Source organism: Streptomyces sp. NPDC018031, assembly GCF_044327625.1.
Lineage (GTDB): Bacteria > Actinomycetota > Actinomycetes > Streptomycetales > Streptomycetaceae > Streptomyces.
Map to the genome: position 1 here is coordinate 1304993 of NZ_JBIRFT010000001.1, position 17681 is coordinate 1322673.

Genomic DNA, 17681 nt, shown 5'->3' on the forward strand with positions numbered 1-17681 from the left:
GGGGCCCGCGGCCCGCCGCCGCGCTCCCGGGGCCGCGCCGCGGGGCGGCGTCTTCGATGCGTGCGACGCTCACCGGTCGACGCCTCCCATCACGGGGTCGATGGACGCGACGGCCACGATGACGTCGGCGACCTGGCCGCCTTCGCACATCGCCGCCACGGCCTGCAGGTTGGTGAAGGACGGGTCCCGGAAGTGGACCCGGTACGGGCGGGTACCGCCGTCGCTGACCACGTGCACGCCCAGCTCGCCCTTGGGCGATTCGATCGCCGCGTACGCCTGGCCGGGCGGCACCCGGAAGCCCTCGGTGACCAGCTTGAAGTGGTGGATCAGGGCCTCCATCGAGGTGCCCATGATCTTCTTGATGTGGTCCAGGGAGTTGCCCAGCCCGTCCGGGCCCAGGGCCAGCTGGGCGGGCCAGGCGATCTTCTTGTCGGCGACCATCACCGGGCCGGGCCGGAGCCGGTCCAGGCACTGCTCGACGATCCGCAGCGACTGGTGCATCTCCTCGACCCGGATGAGGAAACGGCCGTAGGCGTCGCAGGTGTCGGCGGTGGGCACGTCGAACTCGTAGGTCTCGTAGCCGCAGTAGGGCTGCGACTTGCGCAGGTCGTGCGGCAGCCCGGTGGCGCGCAGTATCGGCCCGGTGATGCCCAGGGACATGCAGCCGGCCAGGTCCAGGTAGCCGACGTTCTGGGTGCGGCCCTTGAAGATGGGGTTGCCGCTGGCGAGCTTGTCGTACTCGGCCAGGTTCTTGCGCATCTTCTTCACGAAGGCCCGCACCTGCTCCACCGCGCCCGGCGGCAGGTCCTGGGCGAGGCCGCCGGGCCGCACGAAGGCGTGGTTCATCCGCAGCCCGGTGATCAGCTCGAACAGGTCCAGGACCATCTCCCGGTCCCGGAAACCGGTGAACATCACCGTGATCGCGCCCAGTTCCATACCGCCGGTGGCGGCGTAGACCAGGTGCGAGGAGATCCGGTTGAGCTCCATGAGCATCACCCGGATGACGGAGGCGCGGTCCGGAATCTGGTCCTCGATGCCCAGCAGCCGCTCCACCCCGAGGCAGTACGCCACCTCGTTGAAGAACGGCGTGAGGTAGTCCATGCGCGTGACGAACGTGGTTCCCTGCGTCCAGTTCCGGTACTCGAGGTTCTTCTCGATGCCGGTGTGCAGGTAGCCGATCCCACAGCGGGCCTCGGTGACCGTCTCGCCGTCGATCTCCAGGATGAGCCGGAGCACCCCGTGGGTGGACGGGTGCTGGGGGCCCATGTTGACGACGATCCGCTCGTCGTCGGTCTTGGCCGCGGCGGTGACGATCTCGTCCCAGTCGCCGCCGGTGACGGTGTAGACGGTGCCCTCGGTGGTCTCGCGGGCCGGCGAGGGTGACGGGTGGGAAGACATCAGCTGTACGACCTCCGCTGGTCGGGAGCCGGGATCTCGGCGCCCTTGTACTCGACGGGGATGCCGCCGAGTGAGTAGTCCTTGCGCTGCGGGTGGCCCTGCCAGTCGTCGGGCATCATGATCCGGGTGAGCGCGGGATGGCCGTCGAAGACCAGGCCGAAGAAGTCGTAGGTCTCGCGCTCGTGCCAGTCGTTGGTCGGATAGATCTCGACGATCGACGGGATGTGCGGGTCGCTGTCCGGGGCGGTCACCTCCAGCCTGATCAGCCGGTTGTGGGTGATCGAGCGCAGGTGGTAGACGGCGTGCAGTTCCCGGCCGGTGTCGCCGGGGAAGTGCACCCCGCTCACCCCGGTGCAGATCTCGAAGCGCAGCGCGGGGTCGTCGCGCAGGGTGCGGGCGACCCGCGGCAGGTGCTCGCGGGCGATGTGGAAGGTCAGCTCACCGCGGTCCACCACGGTCTTCTCGATGGCGTTCCCGGGGACCAGGCCCTGCTCCTCCAGCGCGCCCTCGAGTTCGTCGGCGATGTCGTCGAACTCCCCGTAGCCGGCCTGGCCGCGCGGCCCCCCGTAGGGGCGGGTGGCGGCACCGGGCATCCGCACCGGGCGGACCAGGCCGCCGTAGCCGGAGGTGTCCGCGCCGGCGCCGGCGCCGAACATGCCGCGCTGGACCCGGACCGTCTCGCCGTGCTCGCCCCGCTGCCCGGGGAGGTTCTGCGCGTTGAGGTCCTGGTCGGGGTTGGTCCCGCCGGGCGCGCCGTGCGCGCCGCCGGTGCTGGAGTCGCTCACCGTGTCACCTCGTTCGCTTCTCCGCCCACGCGGCGCAGCGGCGCGGGCACCCTCATCGGCTGCGGCCCGGCGGCCGCGCGTGCGACGCTCACCGCACCCTCGTTCGCTTCTCCGCCCACGCGGCGCAGCGGCGCGGGCACCCTCATCGGCTGCGGCCCGGCGGCCGCACGTGCGACGCTCACCGAAGCAGCCCCTTCATCTCGATGGTCGGGAGCGCCTTGAGCGCCGCTTCCTCCGCCTCGCGGGCCGCCTCGACACGGTTGACGCCGAGCTTCTCGTGGCGGATCTTCTCGTGCAGCTTGATGATCGCGTCGAGGAGCATCTCGGGCCTGGGCGGACAACCGGGCAGGTAGATGTCGACCGGCACGATGTGGTCCACGCCCTGCACGATCGCGTAGTTGTTGAACATGCCGCCGGACGAGGCGCAGACACCCATGGAGATCACCCACTTGGGGTTCGGCATCTGGTCGTAGACCTGGCGCAGCACCGGGGCCATCTTCTGGCTCACCCGGCCGGCGACGATCATCAGGTCCGCCTGGCGCGGGGATCCGCGCCAGACCTCCATGCCCCAGCGCGCCATGTCGTAGCGCCCGGCGCCGGTGGCCATCATCTCGATCGCGCAGCAGGCGAGACCGAAGGTGGCGCCGAAGACCGAGGACTTGCGTGCCAGCCCGGCCGCGTTCTCCACCGTGGTGAGCAGGAACCCGCTCGGCAGTTTCTCTTCGATACCCATGCGATGTGCCCTCTCTCCCTTTAGCTCCGCTCGGGCCGCCGGCCCCTAGTCCCACTCCAGGCCGCCGCGGCGCCAGACGTAGGCGTAGGCGACGAAGACGGTGAGCACGAAGAGGAGCATCTCCACGAGTCCGAACAGCCCGAGGGCGTCGAAGGTGACGGCCCACGGGTAGAGGAAGACGATCTCGATGTCGAAGACGATGAAGAGCATCGCCGTCAGGTAGTACTTGATCGGGAAGCGCCCGCCGCCGGCCGGCTGCGGGGTCGGCTCGATGCCGCATTCATAGGCTTCGAGCTTTGCCCGGTTGTACCGCCTGGGGCCGACGATCGACGCCATGAAGACGGAGAAGATCGCGAAACCGGCCCCGAGGGCTCCCAGTACGAGGATGGGCGCATATGCGTTCACCGTCCTCGCTCCCTTCGTCGACGATGACTGTGGGGTCCCCCGGCCCGAGGCGGGGGTGGACTGCACCGGGCCGGCTCGCCGCCGCACGAAGATCGCGTTTATGTGAGGCAGTTCACAAGCCCGATTCGCCTGCATCCTATGCCTGTCGTCCTGTGATCTGCGACACGGCTACACGAACGACTTTGTGATCTCCACCACCTGACGAAGGATCATGAAGTCGGATGAGCGGTGATCTACGTACGCGAAGCGTCCGAGCGATCACGAGAGGTGACATTCCGCGCCGAAGGCGCTGGTCAGCGCGGTCTGGCTTTATCAAGGAACGCCTGCTACCGCAAATTGGCACTGGACATCGTCAACTGATAAAGGACCGCCACCCTCGCGAGGGAACGTTCCGCCGCTCCGCCGCGCACCCGAGGTGATCGCCCGCTCGTGAAGCGGCGCACGGAGCGGCCCGGCACCCGGACGGACGCGGGGCGCCGGGGCGGCGGGGCGGCCGGCGTTCGCGAACAAGCCGAGGGGGCCACCGTGAGCGATCGGCGGTGGCCGTCGGTCACGGGCCGGCGGGGCGGGCCCCCCGGTGCGGCGCACACCAGGCCCCGGGGGCGGGTCGGAGGCGACGGGGGGCCATGAGTACCGGGCGGCCGCGGCGGGCCGGGGCGGCGGGAGGGCCCCGGCGGGCGGGGGCGCCGGGAGGGCCCCGGCGGGTGGGCGCGGCGAGAGGGCCCCGGCGGGCGGGCGCGGCGGGAGGCCCCGTAAGCACCGGGGCGGCAGCGGGCCGGGGGCGGCGGGAGATCGCGGCGGGCCGCGAGCCGCGGCCGGGGCGAGGGCGCCGGCTCCGCGGCCGGTCGTCCGGCAGGTGTCCCGGCGGCGTGACGTATCCCACGCTCACACTACTTGTAGATCTCGATTCTTCGGGAAACCTTGGTGCGCGGCATCAGAAGGTGATAAGGACCCGGAGGACCCACCCGAGCCCGTAAATGCCATGCGTATGTACATGATCGAGGATTCCGGACATGCCGTGACCGGCCCCTCGCAAGATCAAAAACGGAGAATTCTAGGCGCGTACACGCCAAGTGTGATGCACGCCACGTTTGTTGATCTCAACCAACGGCCCCTGATAGCCGTTTACCCATGTCCCCGATCGCACACATACCCAGCCACCGGAAGCCCCGCCGTGCCGCGTCCTCGACGCGGGCACTCCGCGCCGGGGTGACCGGTGGCATCCTCAGCCTCGCAGTGGCCGGCACCACGATGCAGGCGACCGCCGCCGAGCCGGCTGCCGCCGAGTCCACGCTGGAGATGCCGACCGTCAGTGACGCGCTGACGGACACGGCCGCGCAGACCGCCGCAGCCACCGAGGAAGCAGCGTTCGGCTACGAGCTGCAGGCACAGCAGGACGAGGCGGCCGAGCAGGCCCGCGTGGACGCCAAGAAGGCCAAGGCCAAGGCGGACGCCAAGGCCAAGGCCGAGCGGGAGGCCGCCCGCAAGGCCGCCGCCGAGCGGGCCGCGAAGGCCAAGGCGGAGGCGGAGGCCGAGCGGGAGCGGGCGTCCCGTTCCGAGGAGCGCACCTCGCTGAACGCGCCCTCCACCAGCACCTCCACCCCCGCGCCGTCCTCGACCGGTTCCGGCAGCGTCTCCACGCTGCTGAACTTCCTGCACGCGCAGGTCGGCAAGGCGTACGTGTCCGGCGCCACCGGCCCGTCCGCGTACGACTGCTCCGGGCTGACCCAGACCGCGTTCCGGCAGATCAACATCAGCCTGCCGCGCGTCTCGCAGGACCAGTCCACGGTGGGCACCCAGGTGTCACTCAACGCCCTCCAGCCGGGCGACATCCTCTACTGGGGCAGCTCCGGCAGCGCCTACCACGTCGCCGTCTACATCGGTGGCGGCCAGTTCATCGGCGCCCAGAACTCCGGCACCGGCGTGGTCATCCGGGACATGGACTACGACATGCCCACCGGGGCCGTGCGGGTTCTGTAACCCCCGCCCCGAGCCCGCCCGCGTGCGCCGACCGGCACGCGGGCGGGCACCAGGCGCGCCGCGAGGGGCCCGCCGCCTCCGGAGACGTCCACGACGTCCGGGGCGGCGGGCCCCTCGCCCGTCCGTCTCCTCGCCCTGTCCGGCCGTCCCCGGCCGTCCCCGGCCGTACGGAGGCATCGCCGGGGCCGCCAAGCGGACCGTCACGCCCGCGGCGTCGCGCGGCTCACGCCTACGACGTCGCGTAGATGCTGTGCGCGAACTCCGCCACCTGCTCGTCGGAGAGGTGCCGGGCCAGGTCCGCTTCACTGATCATGCCGACCAGCCGCTTGTTCTCGATCACGGGCAGCCGGCGGATGCGGTGACTCTCCATCTCGCTCAGGACTTCACTGATGTCGGCGTCCGCGCTGATCCAGCGCGGCGTGCCCTTCGCCAGGTCCCCGGCCGTCATCGCCGACGGGTCCTGGCCCCGCGCCACACACCCGACCACGATGTCGCGGTCGGTGAGGATGCCGCACAGCCGCTCGTTCTCGTCGCTGATCGGCAGGGCTCCGACGTCCAGTTCCCGCATCACCTGAGCCGCCCGGTCCAGCGTCTCCGTCCGCGGGATCCACTGAGCGCCCGGGTGCATGATGTCTGCGGCGGTGGTCATGGTCTGCCTCCTCCAGGGCCCACCGGCACGAGCACGTGGCCCGCAGGCCCTTCTCCGGTGTCGCCGCGGCTGACGCCCACGACGCCCCTTTCCCATCATCACCGTCCCGGCAGGGGCACGCGACCGCTGCCGCCTGCCCCGGCCCGCGGCGGGCCGGGGCGCAGGGCGGGCCGGGCGGGGGTGGCGCCGGGCCCGGACGGGCCGGGTGGAGCGGGGGCGGTAAGCCGGGTGGGCCGGGTGGGCCGGGCGGAGCGCCCCGTGACCCGGGCGGACCGGGCCGGCGCGGGTCCGGCTCAGGAGCGCGGCGCCACCTTGGACAGACCGTTGATGATCCGGTCCATCGCGTCCCCGCCCTGCGGGTCGGTGAGGTTCGCCAGCAGCTTCAGCGTGAAGCGCATCAGCATCGGGTGGGTGAGGCCGCGCTGCGCGGCGAGCTTCATGACCTTCGGATTGCCGATCAGCTTCACGAACGCCCGGCCCAGCGTGTAGTAGCCGCCGTAGGTCTCCTTGATGACCCTGGGGTAGCGCTGCAGGGCCAGTTCCCGCTGGGCCGCGGTGGTCCGGGCGTGCGCCTGCACGATCACGTCCGCCGCGATCTGGCCGGATTCCATGGCGTACGCGATGCCCTCGCCGTTGAACGGGTTCACCATGCCGCCCGCGTCACCGACCAGCAGCAGGCCCCGGGTGTAGTGCGGCTGCCGGTTGAAGGCCATCGGCAGCGCCGCGCCGCGGATCGGACCGGTCATGTTCTCCGGCGTGTAGCCCCAGTCCTCCGGCATGGAGGCGCACCAGGCCTTCAGGATCTCCCGCCAGTCCAGCTCCTTGAACGAGCTGGAGGTGTTGAGCACGCCCAGCCCGACGTTGGAGGTGCCGTCGCCCATCCCGAACACCCAGCCGTAACCGGGCAGCAGCCGCGGCTGGTCGCCGCGCCGGTCCCACAGCTCCAGCCAGGACTCCAGGTAGTCGTCCTTGTGCCGGGGCGAGGTGAAGTACGTCCGGACCGCCACACCCATCGGGCGGTCGTCCCGCCGGTGCAGCCCCATCGCCAGCGAGAGGCGGGTGGAGTTGCCGTCCGCCGCCACCACCAGCGGCGCGTGGAAGGTGACCGGGGTCTTCTCCTCGCCGAGCCGGGCGTGCACGCCGGTGATCCGGCCGGTGCGGTCGTCGATCACCGGGGCGCCGACGTTGCACCGCTCGTACAGCCGGGCTCCGGCCTTCTGCGCCTGCCGCGCCAGCTGCTCGTCGAAGTCGTCGCGCTTGCGGACCAGACCGAAGTCCGGGAACGAGGCGAGTTCCGGCCAGTCGAGTTCGAGCCGGACGCCGCCGGCGATGATGCGCAGGCCCTTGTTCCGCAGCCAGCCCGCCTCTTCGGAGATGTCGATGCCCATCGCCACCAACTGCTTGGTGGCGCGCGGGGTCAGACCGTCACCGCACACCTTCTCGCGCGGGAAGGCGGTCTTCTCCAGCAGCAGTACGTCGAGTCCGGCCTTGGCCAGGTGGTACGCCGTGGCGGAACCGGCCGGCCCGGCCCCGACGACGATCACATCGGCGCTCCGCTCGGAGGCGAAACTCTCGACCGGAGAGGTCTCGGCGGCTGCGGTCTCGCTCACGGAGGACTCCCGGAGATTCGGTAGGAGGTACGACGCGCCCGTCGCGCCCGGGCATGGGACATGTGCAGTCTAGGGGGACGTACTCGCACAACAGAGAAGGGTTGCCACTCCATGAGCAGCGGCCACTCCAGTGACCGGTCCGGCACCCCGGCCGGCGACCCCTCCGGCCCGCGGCGGTCGGTACGGCTCCGGGTCCCCACGGACGGGGACGCGGCCGCCTGGCACCGGGTCTTCGACCACCCGGAGGTGATGGAGTTCCACGGCGGTACCGCCCAGGACCTGGCGTACTACGAGGAACTCACCGCCGGGCAGCGGGCGCACGCCGAGCGGCTCGGCTACTGCCTCTACTCCCTGCTGGACGACGGCGGCCGGGTGATGGGGTTCACCGGCGCGCAGCCGTGGCCGCACGCCTGGGGCCCGTCCGGCGAGATCGAGATCGGCTGGCGGCTCGGGCGGGACTTCTGGGGCAGGGGCTATGCCACGCTCGCCGCCGAGGCCACCCTGGAGCGGCTGCGGGCCGCCGGCGTCACGCGGGTGGTCGCCATGGTCGACGCGCGCAACGAGCGGTCCCTGGCGGTGACCCGGCGGCTGGGCATGGCACCGGCCGAGACCTACGTCTCGCCGGTGTCCGGGGCGACCGGGATCTGCCACCGCCTGGAGCTGTGAGGCGCGGCGGCCGGCCGGGGACGCGGGGCCCCGGCCGGCCGCCCGGGACCCCGCGGCGGATCAGGCCTTGAAGCCGCGGTGCAGCGCCACGACCCCGCCGCTGAGGTTCCGCCAGGCGGCCTTCGACCAGCCGGCCTCCCGCAGCCGCGCGGCCAGCCCGGCCTGGTCGGGCCAGGCCCGGATCGACTCGGCGAGGTACACGTACGCCTCCGGGTTGCTGCTCACCGCCTTCGCCACCGGCGGCAGCGCCCGCATCAGGTACTCGGTGTAGACGGTGCGGAACGGCGCCCAGGTGGGGCGGCTGAACTCGCACACCACCACCCGGCCGCCGGGCCGGGTCACCCGGAGCATCTCGCGCAGCGCGGCGTCGATGTCCTGGACGTTGCGCAGCCCGAAGGAGATCGTGACCGCGTCGAAGACGTCGTCGGCGAACGGCAGCCGGGTCGCGTCCCCCGCGGTCAGCGGCAGCTGCGGGTGGCGCCGCTTGCCCTCCCGCAGCATGCCCAGCGAGAAGTCGCAGGGGACCACGGTGGCGCCGTCGGCGGCGAACGGCAGCGAGGAGGTGCCGGTCCCGGCGGCGAGGTCCAGCACCCGCTGCCCGGCCCGGGCGTCGACGGCCCGCGCGACGGCGCCGCGCCACAGACGGGCCTGTCCCAGTGAGAGCACGTCGTTCATCAGGTCGTATCTGGCTGCCACGTCATCGAACATCGCGGCGACTTCATGCGGCTGCTTGTCCAGCGTTGCTCGGGTCACGCCCCCATTGTTCACCCCCGCCCGGCACGGACCGCGTGGGGGCCACGGAACCCGCCGCACCCGGCCGCCGGGCCGCCCGGCCCCGGCGCGGCGGCGTCAGCGCTCCCGGTACACCAGTCGGCCGGCCAGCACCGTGGCCACGCAGGTCCCCGCGCCGGCCCGGCTCAGGGCCCGCTCGTCCGGTACGTCGAAGGCGGCGAGGTCCGCGCGTCCGCCGACGGTCAGCGGGCCGGGCACCGCGTCGGTCAGCCCGGGGGCGTTCCGGAACGGGTCGAGCGAGACGCCGGCGCCGATCCCCGGCGCGCCGGCCGCCGGCACCTCGGTCAGCCCGGAGCGGGCCACCGCGGTCCGCACCGGGGGCAGGTCGAACGTCCCCGCCACCGCCGTGGTCCCGTACCGGAGCATCCGCTGCAGGCCGCGGCGGGCGCTGGCGCCCCAGCGGGCGTCGGTCATCCCCAGGCCGGCCAGCCGCTCCTCGGGCAGCGGCTCGGTGCCCAGCTCCGCCGCCTCGCGCGGGTCGGGGTGGTAGGTGTGCTGGAGCAGCCGGCGGCCGTGCCACTGGCGCAGGCCCGGGGTGATCACACCGGGCCAGCGGCGGACCCGGGCGGCCGGGTGGGCCGCCGCCAGCTCCGCGTACCGGCCGACGGCCGCGATCCGGTCGCGGTCGACGAGGACCGCGCCGTCCGGCACCGCCCCGGGCACCGGTGCCGGGCCGGCGCCCGCCGGAGGGACGGCGGTCAGGACGAGGGGGGCGGTGTGCAGGGTCAGCATGGTGGCGTCGGCCGGCGGTCGCGGGCGGTCTCGGGTGCGGGTGAGCGGGTCAGCTCGCCCCGACGACCTTCAGCTCGGGGTGCGCGACCCCTCCCCCTTCGATGGCGATCGAGGACAGGTGCGAGACGACGCGGTCGTCGACCGGGTCGTTCGCCGGGTCGTCGTGCACCACCAGGTGCTCGTAGGTCGTGGCCCGCTGCGCCGGGACCCGGTCCGCCTTGCGGATCAGGTCGATCAGCTCCATCCGGTTGGAGCGGTGCCTGGCGCCCGCCGAGGAGACCACGTTCTCCTCCAGCATCACCGAGCCGAGGTCGTCGGCGCCGTAGTGCAGCGACAGCTGACCGGCCTCCTTGCCGACGGTCAGCCAGGAGCCCTGGATGTGGGCGACGTTGTCGAGGAACAGCCGGGCGATGGCGATCATCCGCAGGTACTCGAAGACGGTGGCCTGCGTCTGCCCCTTCAGGTGGTTGTTCTCCGGCTGGTAGGTGTACGGGATGAAGGCGCGGAAGCCACCGGTCCGGTCCTGCACGTCGCGGATCATGCGGATGTGCTCGATGCGCTCGGCGTTGGTCTCGCCGGTGCCCATGAGCATGGTCGAGGTGGACTCCACGCCCAGCCGGTGCGCGGCCTCCATGATCTCCAGCCACCGCTCGCCGGACTCCTTGAGCGGCGCGATCGCCGTGCGCGGCCGTGCCGGGAGCAGTTCGGCGCCCGCCCCCGCGAAGGAGTCCAGGCCGGCCGCGTGGATGCGCTGGATGGCCTCCTCGACCGACACCTTGGAGATCCGCGCCATGTGCTCGACCTCGGAGGCGCCCAGCGAGTGGATCACCAGCTGGGGGAACTCCTTCTTGATGGCCGAGAAGTGCTTCTCGTAGTACTCCACGCCGAAGTCGGGGTGGTGGCCGCCCTGGAACATGATCTGGGTGCCGCCGAGCTCGACCGTCTCGGCGCAGCGCCGCAGGATGTCGTCGAGGTCGCGCGTCCAGCCCTTGGCGGTGTCCTTCGGCGCGGCGTAGAAGGCGCAGAACCTGCACGCCGTCACACACACGTTGGTGTAGTTGATGTTCCGCTCGATGATGTACGTCGCGATGTGCTCGGTGCCCGCGTAGCGGCGCCGGCGGGCCGCGTCGGCGGCGGCCCCCAGGGCGTACAGGGGCGCCGAACGGTACAGGTCGAGCGCCTCCTCCGCGGTGATCCGGCCACCGGCGGCAGCGCGGTCGAGGACGGACTGCAGGTCTGCGCTCTCGTTCACCGGGGCGTCCCTTTCGGAGGGGTTGCGGACGGACTGATCCAGCCTACGCCAGGGCCTGACGCCTCCGATGGCGGGCTCGTCGACCGTCCGTCAGCCGCCCCGCGGGCCCTCCGCTCGGGGCGTTCACGGGGGCGTTCCCGGGGGTGTTCACGGGTGGGGCGGGTGGCGAGGGACGCGGGGGCGTGGCAGCCGGGCGGGGGCGGCGGGCGCGGGGCGGCGGGCGCGGGCGGGCGCGGGGGCGCGCGGACCCACGGGGTGCGCGCGGGCGCCGGGGGATGGGGGGCGCGGGGCGCGGAGGCCCCCGCGCGAGGGGGTCGGCCCCGCCGGGGGCCCGGTGGCGTCCCTCAGTCCCGGTCGGTCCGGGTGAGCCGGGCCGACGGCTTGCCGCCCCGGGTGTCCTCGGAGGTGAAGAGCAGCCCGTCGCCGTCCCGGGTGAAGGTCACTTCGGCCTCGGCGCCGGTACAGCCCAGATCGCCCTCCCGGCCCGTGTCGGGACGTTCCAGGGCGGTGATCCGCTCCCGGTCGGCCGAGATCAGCCTGGCCTCGCTGTAGCAGTGCAGGGCGAGGGACCCCGCCTTCACCTCGTACCGGATGCGCACCACGTACTCGCCCGGCTTCCCCGCGCCGATGGTCGCCGCCATGCTGCCGTTCGGGGTGCCGCCCGTCGTCCGCACGTCCCCCTCCCAGGAACCGGTGAAGTCCGCGGGGACCGAGGACGACGGGTGCGGGGTGCCGGTGGCCGCGGGCGGGTCGCTGTCCTTCTGCGAACCCTTGTCGCCCTCGTCGCCGCCCGGCAGCACCCGGAAGACCACCAGCGCGGTGGTCGCCATGGCCAGCGCCCCGGCGACCGAGAGCACCAGCGAGCAGCTGAGCAGCCGGGGCCGCTTGCGGCCGCCCACCGAGGCGGCCAGGGATATCCGCCGGCCGCCGGACTCCTCGCCGGGCCGGGCCGCGGGGTCGCCGGCGGCGGGCGGCGGGACGGCGCCGGGGTGCGGCGGGCGGCCGGTGCCGCCGGGGTCGCTGTGGTAGGCCGGGTCCGGCGGGCCGAAGGAACCCAGCACCGGGGCGAGGTCCGGGTCGAGCGGGCGGGCGGTGCCGGGCGGCTGGGTGAGGTCCACCGCGGCCGGGCCGGGCGCCGGGGCGGGGCCCCGGGCCGGGCCGGGGACGGGCGGCCGGGCGGGCGCCGCGGCCTCCAGGTCGAGGAGCGCGACGGCCTGCCGGCTGACCTGCTCCACCAGCGGGCCGGGCAGCCAGCCGGGCCCCATCAGCCGGGCGGCGCCGCCCGGTGCCAGATGGCGGGCGATCTGCTCCGGGGTGGGGCGGGCGGCCGGTTCCTTCGCCAGGCAGGCGGCGACCAGGTCGCGCAGGTCCTCGGTGAGCCCGGCCGCCAGCACCGCCTCCTCGTGCACCACCTTGTACAGCAGGGCGGCGGAGCTGTCCCCGGGGAACGGGCCGGCCCCGGTCGCCGCGTACGCCAGCACGGCGCCCAGCGAGAACACGTCCGCGGCGCCGTCGACGGTCCGGCCGAGGATCTGCTCGGGCGACATGTAGCCGGGTGAGCCGATCGAGGCGCCGGTGGAGGTGAGCGAGACGGTGCCCTCGGTGGCGCGGGCGATCCCGAAGTCGATCAGGCGCGGGCCGTCCAGGGTGAGCAGCACGTTGGACGGTTTGACGTCGCGGTGGACCAGCCCCAGCCGGTGCACGGCGGCCAGCGCCTCGGCGAGTCCGGCGGCCAGGGCCCGGACGGCGGCGGCGGGCAGCGGACCGGTGTCCAGCACGGCCTGGCCCAGCGGCGGCCCGGCCACATAACCGGTGGCCACCCAGGGCACCCGGGCCTCCGGGTCGGCGTCCAGCACCGGGGCGGTCCACTCCCCGCCGACCCGGCGGGCCGCGCTCACCTCGCGCCGGAAGCGGGCCCGGAACTGCTCGTCCAGCGCGAAGTGCGGGTGCACGGCCTTGACCGCGACGGTCCGGCCGCCGCTGGTCCGCCCCACGTAGACGCTGCCCATGCCCCCGGCGCCGAGGCGCCCCAGGAGCCGGTACGGCCCGATCGACTGCGGGTCTTCCGCTCCCAGCGGCTGCATGGCGATGGCCTCCCCCTCGACTGCGCCGATCCAGCTTAGGGGGCGCCCCGCGCGGCGGGCCGGGACGTGCGCCGCGCGGGCGCCGCGCACCACCGCCCGCCGCGCGGGCGGCACCCGGCCGGTGTCCGGCGCCTCAGCCGGCCGGGAGCAACTCCACCCGCACGTCCTCGGGGTAGCCCATCCGGTCCCCGGTACGGCGGGCGAACTCCGCGATGCCCTTCAGCTGGTCGTCGCCGAGGCTGAAGTCGAGGGTGGTGAAGTACTGCTCCAGCACCGGCGCGGTCAGCGCCTCCCAGCGGGCGGCCTGTTCCGCGACCTTGGTCACCTCCTGCAACGACAGGTCGCGGGAGGCGAGGAACGCCTCGTGCACGGCGTGCACGATCCCGGGTTCCTGCGCCAGGTAGTCGCGGCGGGCGGCCCAGACGGCGAAGACGAACGGCAGGCCGGTCCACTCCTTCCACATCTGGCCGAGGTCGTGGACCTGGAGGCCGAGCATGGGCGCGTAGTGGAGGTTGGCGCGGAGCGCGGCGTCGCCGATGAGCACCGCGGCGTCCGCCTCCTGCATCATCAGGCTGAGGTCGGGGGGGCACACGTAGTAGTCGGGCTGGACGCCGTGCCGCTCGCCCAGCAGCAGCTGGGCCAGGCAGACGGCGGTGCGGGACTGGGAGCCCAGGGCGACCCGGGCCCGGTGCAGCTGTTCCAGCGGCACCTGGGAGACGATCACGCAGGACATCACCGGACCGTCGCAGCCGACGGCGATGTCGGGCAGCGCGACCAGGTCGTCGGCGTGGCGCAGGTACTCGACCAGGCTCACCGGGCCGATGTCCAGGTCGCCGCGGACGACGAGATCGTTGAGGGCGTCGGGGGTGTCCTTGGTGAGTTCGAAGTCGAGCAGGCTGCCCGTCCGGGCCAGGCCCCAGTAAAGGGGCAGACAATTGAGGTACTGGATGTGACCGACCCGCGGCCGACTCCGGCGGTGACCGGCGGCGGTGGCGGCGGCAGGGGCTGAATTGTCCACAAACGGAGGCTAAGCCCCGGAGGCGGAGCGACCCTCGCCGGGGTCGGTCCGGGCGTGTCCATGTCGCGCCGGACCTGCGGGCTTTCCCGCGCCGGGAACAAAGGAAACCCCCGGATATCGTGATCTTCGGCTCTTTCCCCGTGGAGAGCCAGCGTGCTAGGCTCGCCGCAAGTTGCAGTTTGGTTTCCCTTGCAGTACAGAGCCTGCGGAGCATGTGACCCGCGGGCTTTTGTAATTTTCAGACTTCTTGCAGGTTCTGGAGCAGGGCAACCCTTTGGCCCAAGGAGGGCTTATGGCTACCGGAACCGTTAAGTGGTTCAACGCTGAAAAGGGCTTCGGCTTCATCGCCCAGGACGGCGGCGGCCCGGATGTCTTCGTCCACTACTCCGCGATCAACGCCTCTGGCTTCCGCTCCCTGGAGGAGAACCAGCAGGTGAACTTCGACGTCACCCAGGGCCCGAAGGGCCCGCAGGCGGAGAACGTCACCCCGGTCTGATCGACTGGGGTCGGCCGATCGCGGCCGACGTTTCGCAGTACCCAAGGAGCCCTGCCCACCGCTTCGGCGGCGGGCAGGGCTCCTGCCTTTTCCCGGACCCCCGCCGCCCGGGGGTGCGGCGGGGGTCGGCGCGCGGGTGCCGCGCCCCCGGCGGGGCGGCACGCCCCCCGTACGCGGCAGCCCGGCGGGCGCGCACGCCCCCGTACGCGGCAGCCCCGCGGGCCCGGCGCCCTCGCCCGCGGCGGCCCGCCCGGCCCCGCACGCCCTCCAGGCGCCGCAGCCCGCCCGGCCGGCCCACGCCCGCGCGCCCGGCAGCCCGCCCGGCCCGCACGCCCCCACACGCCGTGCCCGGCCCGCACGCGCGCCCCCACACGCCGTGCCCGGCCCGCCCGCGCCCCCGCGCGCCCCCGCGCGGGACCGTCGCTACCGCGCGTACAGCGCCTCGATCTCGGCCGCGAAATCCCGCACGATCGCGCCGCGCCGGAGTTTGAGCGAGGGCGTCAGATGGCCGGACCGGTCCGTCCAGGACACCGGGAGCACCCGGAAGCGGCGGATCGACTCCGCCCTGGACACCAGGGCGTTGGCGTCGTCGACGGCCCGCTGAACCTCCGTCAGCAGGTCCTCGTCCAGGACCAGCGCGCGCAGCGGCACGTCCTGCTTCTTCCGCATCTGCCGCCAGTGCCGCAGGCCGTCCGGCTCCAGGGTGATCAGCGCCGAGACGTACGGCCGGTCGTCGCCGACCACCATGCACTGGTCGACCAGCGGATGGGCGCGCAGCCGGTCCTCCAGCGGGGCGGGGGCCACGTTCTTCCCCGCCGAGGTGATGATGATCTCCTTCTTGCGGCCGGTGATGGTCAGATAGCCCTCCGCGTCCAGGGCGCCGATGTCACCGGAGGCGAACCAGCCCGCCTCCCCCGCCCCGGTGCCGTTCGGCTGCCCGTGCGCGCCGAGGGCGGCCGGCCCGCCGTGCCGCGCGTCCCAGTAGCCGGAGAACACCTGGCCGCCGCGGAGCAGTACCTCGCCGTCCTCGGCGATCCGCACCGCGCTCCCCGGCAGCGGCCAGCCCACCGTCCCCAGGCGGGGTTTGAGCGGCGGGGTCACGGTGATCGCCGCGGTGGTCTCGGTCAGCCCGTAGCCCTCGAAGACGTCGATGCCCACCCCGGCGTAGAACGCCGCGAGCCGCCGGCCGAGCGGTGAGCCGCCGCAGATGACGTGCCGGACCCGGCCGCCGAGCGCCGCCCGGATCCGCCGGTAGACCAGCGGGTCGTACAGGGCGCGGGCGGCGCGCAGCCCTAAGCCCGGGCCCGGGCCGGTGCCGTCCAGGGCGGCCTCCCGGGCCTCGGCGTACCGGGTGGCGACGGACGCGGCCCGGTCGAAGGAGGCGGCGCGGCCCATCTTCTCGGCGGTGGCCCGCCCGGTGTTGTGGACCTTCTCCAGTACGTACGGGATGGCCAGCAGGAACGTCGGCCGGAAGCCGGCGAGGTCGGCGAGCAGGTCCTCGGTCTGGATGCTGGGCGCGTGGCCGAGCCGGACCCGGGCCCGCAGGCAGCCGACCGCGACCATCCGCCCGAACACGTGCGACAGCGGCAGGAAGAGCAGGGTGGACGCCGGTTCCCTGCTGACCGACCGGAAGATCGGATGGAGCAGCTCGCGGGCGTTGTCCACCTCGGCGAAGAAGTTGGCGTGGGTGAGCACGCAGCCCTTGGGCCGGCCGGTGGTGCCGGAGGTGTAGACGAGGGTGGCGATGTCCTGCGGGCCGCGCTCGGCGCGCCGCCGCTCCACCAGTTCGCCGGGCACCCCGCGGCCCGACGCCACGATCTGCCCGACGGCCCCGGCGTCGAACTGCCACAGATGGGCCAGGGCCGGCAGCTCGCCCCGGACCCCGGTGATCAGCCGGGTCTGCTCGACCCCCTCCACCGCGCAGGCGACGGCGCCCGAGTCGTGCAGGATCCAGCGCGCCTGGTGGGCCGAGGACGTCGGGTAGATGGGCACGGTGACCAGGCCGGCGGCCCAGGCCGCGAAGTCCAGCAGGGTCCACTCGTAGGTGGTCCGGGCCATGATGGCGAGCCGGTCGCCCGGCCGCAGCCCGTGCGCGATCAGGCCCTTGGCGGTGGTGGTCACCTCGTGGGCGAACTCGGCGGCCGTGACGTCCCGCCAGCCGCCGTCCGGCTGTTCCCGGCCGAGGACCACCGCGCCGGGGTCTTCGGCGGCGTTGTCGAAGGGTATGTCGCCGAGTGAGCCCCGGACGACGACCGGCGCGAGCGGCGGCACGGCCGCCTGGCGGGCGGTCCCGCCGACGGCGTGCACCTCGGGCGGCACCGGAGCGGGGGTGGGCGGTGCTGGCTGCTTCGGCATGGCAACTCCTGACCCGTCAGTAACCTTACTGAAAAGTACGGCTGTTGAGGGCTCAAGGGGAAGCCCCGCGACAGCGGGAGTCCGGAGGACGGCCCCGGCCGGCACACGTACCGGACCCCACCGGGCGCGAGGACGGGGCCGCGCCCGGCGCATGTACGGGCCGCACCAGCCGGACGTGCCCGGTCCCGCCGGGCGCGGGACGGCCCCCGACAGGCCCACGGACACCAGGCCCCGCCAGGGGGCTGCGCACCGGGCCGCACCAGCCGGGCGCGCCGGGTTCCACCGGGCGCGAGGACGGGGCCGCGCCCTTGCGCATGTACGGGCCCCCAGCAGCCGGGCGCGCCCGGTCCCGCCGGGTGCGGGAACGGGCCCCACCGGGCCCCATCGGGCGGGGACGGGCCGCACCCAGCGCGGGGACGGCCTCCACAGGCAGGCGGACGGCGGGCACCGCCAGGGGCGCTCACCGGGCGCGGGGACGGCCTCCCGACGGGCGCATGGACACCGGGCCCCGCCAGGGGCTGCGCACCGGGCCCCACCGGGCGCACGCACGGGGCCGCTCGGGACGCGCGGAGCGGAACCACCAGCCGCACGCACCGGACCCCGCCGGGGGTGCGTGCCGGGCCCCGCCAGGGGGGGCACCGGCCCCGCCAGGGGTGCGCACCGGCCGCACCAGCCGGGCGCCCGGGACCCCGCCAGGCCCGCGTGCCGGGGCGCCGGGCGCGCGCA

15 protein-coding genes are annotated in these 17681 nt (G+C 73.8%); 3 read left to right on the forward strand and 12 right to left on the reverse strand.

All coding sequences use genetic code 11. The features are described from left to right. Positions 1 to 69: 69 nt before the first annotated feature. The 4 genes from nuoD to ACH4B3_RS05575 all read right to left on the reverse strand — a co-directional run bounded on the left by nuoD (position 70) and on the right by ACH4B3_RS05575 (position 3321). Complete coding sequence (nuoD, locus tag ACH4B3_RS05560; protein ID WP_398461380.1) at positions 70 to 1398, reverse strand: NADH dehydrogenase (quinone) subunit D; 1329 nt, start codon at positions 1396 to 1398, stop codon at positions 70 to 72. Then, positions 1398 to 2183 carry an NADH-quinone oxidoreductase subunit C gene (locus ACH4B3_RS05565; RefSeq protein WP_398461381.1) on the reverse strand — a complete coding sequence of 262 codons (786 nt, stop codon included), beginning with the start codon at positions 2181 to 2183 and terminating at the stop codon, positions 1398 to 1400. The genes nuoD and ACH4B3_RS05565 overlap by 1 nt, the downstream gene beginning before the upstream one ends. Before the next feature lie 178 nt (positions 2184 to 2361). Further along, the gene (locus ACH4B3_RS05570) at positions 2362 to 2916 is read right to left on the reverse strand and encodes a NuoB/complex I 20 kDa subunit family protein (RefSeq protein WP_398461382.1); all 555 of its coding nucleotides are present in this window, start codon (positions 2914 to 2916) and stop codon (positions 2362 to 2364) included. Positions 2917 to 2961: 45 nt separating this feature from the next. Then, positions 2962 to 3321, reverse strand: a complete 360-nt coding sequence (locus ACH4B3_RS05575) for an NADH-quinone oxidoreductase subunit A (RefSeq protein WP_398461383.1) — start codon at positions 3319 to 3321, stop codon at positions 2962 to 2964. Positions 3322 to 4452: 1131 nt separating this feature from the next. Here ACH4B3_RS05575 and ACH4B3_RS05580 point away from each other — a divergent pair. Beyond that, complete coding sequence (locus tag ACH4B3_RS05580) at positions 4453 to 5301, forward strand: C40 family peptidase (protein WP_398461384.1); 849 nt, start codon at positions 4453 to 4455, stop codon at positions 5299 to 5301. Between the two features lie 229 nt (positions 5302 to 5530). Here the strand turns inward: ACH4B3_RS05580 and ACH4B3_RS05585 are convergent, their stop codons facing one another. Both ACH4B3_RS05585 and ACH4B3_RS05590 read right to left on the reverse strand, forming a co-directional pair. Then, positions 5531 to 5950, reverse strand: coding sequence for a CBS domain-containing protein (locus ACH4B3_RS05585; RefSeq protein ID WP_398461385.1), 420 nt, complete (start codon positions 5948 to 5950; stop codon positions 5531 to 5533). 293 nt (positions 5951 to 6243) lie between these two features. Then, positions 6244 to 7560 (reverse strand): geranylgeranyl reductase family protein, encoded by a 1317-nt coding sequence (locus tag ACH4B3_RS05590; protein WP_398461386.1) that lies wholly within the window; start codon positions 7558 to 7560, stop codon positions 6244 to 6246. Positions 7561 to 7671: 111 nt separating this feature from the next. On the opposite strand from ACH4B3_RS05590, the gene ACH4B3_RS05595 reads away from it, so the two are divergent. Continuing rightward, a complete protein-coding gene (locus ACH4B3_RS05595; RefSeq protein WP_398461387.1) occupies positions 7672 to 8226 on the forward strand; it encodes a GNAT family N-acetyltransferase in 555 nt (184 codons plus the stop codon). Between the two features lie 60 nt (positions 8227 to 8286). Here the strand turns inward: ACH4B3_RS05595 and ACH4B3_RS05600 are convergent, their stop codons facing one another. From ACH4B3_RS05600 to ACH4B3_RS05620, 5 genes are all read right to left on the reverse strand, one after another. Beyond that, the gene (locus tag ACH4B3_RS05600; protein ID WP_398461388.1) at positions 8287 to 8979 is read right to left on the reverse strand and encodes a demethylmenaquinone methyltransferase; all 693 of its coding nucleotides are present in this window, start codon (positions 8977 to 8979) and stop codon (positions 8287 to 8289) included. Between the two features lie 96 nt (positions 8980 to 9075). Continuing rightward, on the reverse strand, positions 9076 to 9750 hold the full coding sequence (locus ACH4B3_RS05605) for an imidazolonepropionase-like domain-containing protein (RefSeq protein WP_398461389.1): 675 nt from the start codon (positions 9748 to 9750) through the stop codon (positions 9076 to 9078). A 49-nt stretch (positions 9751 to 9799) separates the two neighbouring features. Further along, complete coding sequence (gene mqnC, locus ACH4B3_RS05610) at positions 9800 to 11002, reverse strand: cyclic dehypoxanthinyl futalosine synthase (RefSeq protein WP_398461390.1); 1203 nt, start codon at positions 11000 to 11002, stop codon at positions 9800 to 9802. Positions 11003 to 11346: 344 nt separating this feature from the next. Continuing rightward, entirely contained in the window at positions 11347 to 13086 is a 1740-nt protein-coding gene (locus ACH4B3_RS05615; RefSeq protein WP_398461391.1) for a serine/threonine-protein kinase, read from the reverse strand. Positions 13087 to 13219: 133 nt separating this feature from the next. Continuing rightward, positions 13220 to 14104 (reverse strand): menaquinone biosynthetic enzyme MqnA/MqnD family protein, encoded by an 885-nt coding sequence (locus ACH4B3_RS05620; protein WP_398461392.1) that lies wholly within the window; start codon positions 14102 to 14104, stop codon positions 13220 to 13222. A 292-nt stretch (positions 14105 to 14396) separates the two neighbouring features. Between ACH4B3_RS05620 and ACH4B3_RS05625 the strand changes: the two genes are divergently transcribed. Next, entirely contained in the window at positions 14397 to 14600 is a 204-nt protein-coding gene (locus ACH4B3_RS05625) for a cold-shock protein (protein ID WP_003984261.1), read from the forward strand. A 423-nt stretch (positions 14601 to 15023) separates the two neighbouring features. Here ACH4B3_RS05625 and ACH4B3_RS05630 read toward each other — a convergent pair whose 3' ends face one another. Further along, a complete protein-coding gene (locus ACH4B3_RS05630) occupies positions 15024 to 16955 on the reverse strand; it encodes an AMP-dependent synthetase/ligase (RefSeq protein WP_398461393.1) in 1932 nt (643 codons plus the stop codon). Between the last annotated feature and the right edge of the window lie 726 nt (positions 16956 to 17681).